Below are 1,977 nucleotides of genomic sequence, written 5' to 3'. Positions count from 1 at the left end.
ACCCGCTGGAGCGACAACCGCTCTGTATGGGCTGTTGAGAACGAATTAGGTTCGCCGGGTTGCTCAGGCCGCAGCTGCGAGAGGGCGCCCGCCCCAGCGGATGCCCTTCTCGCTGCGGATGCGAGCGCGTTCCTTGCGTTCGGCGGCCAAGACGTCGCGGTGGCGGGCGTTGGCATTGCGCCACCGGAGGTAGGCGTGGAGGGCCCGGGTCTGGACGGTGTGGTTCGGGTGATTCGAATTGGCGATGGTGAACTGCCTCAGTGGTCCGAAGTGGGCTTCGATCGGGTTCGCCCAGGAGGCGTAGGTCGGGGTGAAACACAGTTCGACCTTGTTCTTCCCCGCCCAGCGGCGGATGTCGCCGCCTTTGTGGGCGGACAGGTTGTCCATGATCACGTAGATCGGTCCTCCGCCGGGCCGCGCGGCCCGGATCGACTTCAGCGCGGCCAGCGTGTTCATGGCACCTTTCCTACGGCGATTGACACCCCACAGGCGGTCGTCGCCGGCCGAGTAGTAGCCATGGAAGTATCGGACTCCGTGGGTGTGGTGATAAGTGGCCGGCAGCCGGTTGGGGTGTCCCTTGCCTGTTCAGCCCGAACCCGCAGTGGGCCGGATTCCGAGGGGACCGAACTCGTCGAACGCGAACAACCGGTCCGGGAAGCGGTCCAGGACCGCCTCGATACGGTCCAGTTTCACCTCACGGTCCGGATCGGGTGACTCCTTCCACGTCTTGGTCCGTTGGAAGGTGATACCGCGTCGGGCGAGGAGGCGGCGTAATGCCTCGCGCCCGACGCGTATGGTCCGGTTACGGACTTTGCGCAGGTAGGCGGCGAGTTTGTGCAGTGACCAGCGGGTGAAAGGCTGGCCGAGCTTGACCGGGCGGGTCGTGGCCGTCTGGATGACGAAGTCCTCATCGGCAGGGCTGAGCAGGCGGGGACGGCCTCCCGCCCACTGAGGGTCCAGGCAGGCCAGGCCGATCTCGTTGAACCGGTGGATCACGTCGCGGACGGTGTCCTCGTCGGCCTGCACCAGTTGGGCGATCACCGGAACCCGGTTCCCGCCGGCCGAGACCAGCAGCATCATCGCGCGCCGAAAGCGCACCGAACTGGTGCTGCCCCGGCGCACGATCTGTTGCAGCTTCTGCCCCTCTTGGTCGGTCAGTCTGCGTACCCGGACAGGCTCGGCCACCACACCCCCAACGGTCGACCCCCGCGGCGAAGCCGCTCAACTGGACGCCACGGGGCAGCTGCACGCTCACCCGCGCATCAAAGGATCAGATGTCGCCCTGGACCAAGGCATGCAGATGCTCGTCATGCCATCCATCTTCGTGTAGAAGGGCGCTGCGCATAGTGCCCTCGATGGAGTAGCCGGCCTTCTCAGCTACTCGGCACGATGCCGAGTTGGCCACCGCGTGACACAGCCGGAGACGGTGCAGTCCAAGGTCTTCGAACGCCCACCGGCTGAGGCGCTGTGTGGCCTCGACCATGGCGCCGCGGCCACGTCCGCCGGGCAGGAGCCAGTACAGGATTTCGGCGCTGCCACCCTGGAGGTCGATGTCACCCCAGCCGATCAAGCCCACGGCCTGACCACCATCGGGCCGGGCGATGGCCCATATCGCGCTCTGCTCGGACTGCCAACGCTCGCGCATGCGCTTGATGCGCTCGCATGCTTCCTCCTTCGACGCCACGAAGAGCCGATTCCACTGGCGAATGCCTGGCTCGTGAGCGGCTGCCACCAAAGCATCGGCGTCGCTGTCACGCCAGGGACGCAGCTCCAGACCACTGGGAAGCGCGAGCACGGGCTGCTCCAGCTTGGCCATATGGCCTGCGGGAACAACGGGCGGTATGGGTGAGGTGATCATCGCGGCATCCTGCCACAGCCCGACACAGGACCGACCCGGTGCCCGACCATCGACCCGGCGTACCTAATTCGTTCTCAACAGCCCATACAGAGCGGTTGTCGCTCCAGCGGGTTGTTCGA

1 protein-coding gene and 1 pseudogene are annotated in these 1,977 nt (G+C 66.1%); both read right to left on the bottom strand.

The annotated features are described in order from the left end of the window. Positions 1–63 precede the first annotated feature (63 nt). Positions 64–1,185: pseudogene (locus IE206_RS42125) on the bottom strand (IS630 family transposase). Positions 1,186–1,270: 85 nt separating this feature from the next. Continuing rightward, positions 1,271–1,858 carry a GNAT family N-acetyltransferase gene (locus IE206_RS42120; protein ID WP_189972062.1) on the bottom strand — a complete coding sequence of 196 codons (588 nt, stop codon included), beginning with the start codon at positions 1,856–1,858 and terminating at the stop codon, positions 1,271–1,273. Positions 1,859–1,977 lie beyond the last annotated feature (119 nt).

The organism is Streptomyces violascens (assembly GCF_014649955.1).
Lineage (GTDB): Bacteria > Actinomycetota > Actinomycetes > Streptomycetales > Streptomycetaceae > Streptomyces > Streptomyces violascens.
Note: the sequence above shows the minus strand (reverse complement) of the source record. Positions and strands in the feature narration are given on the sequence as shown.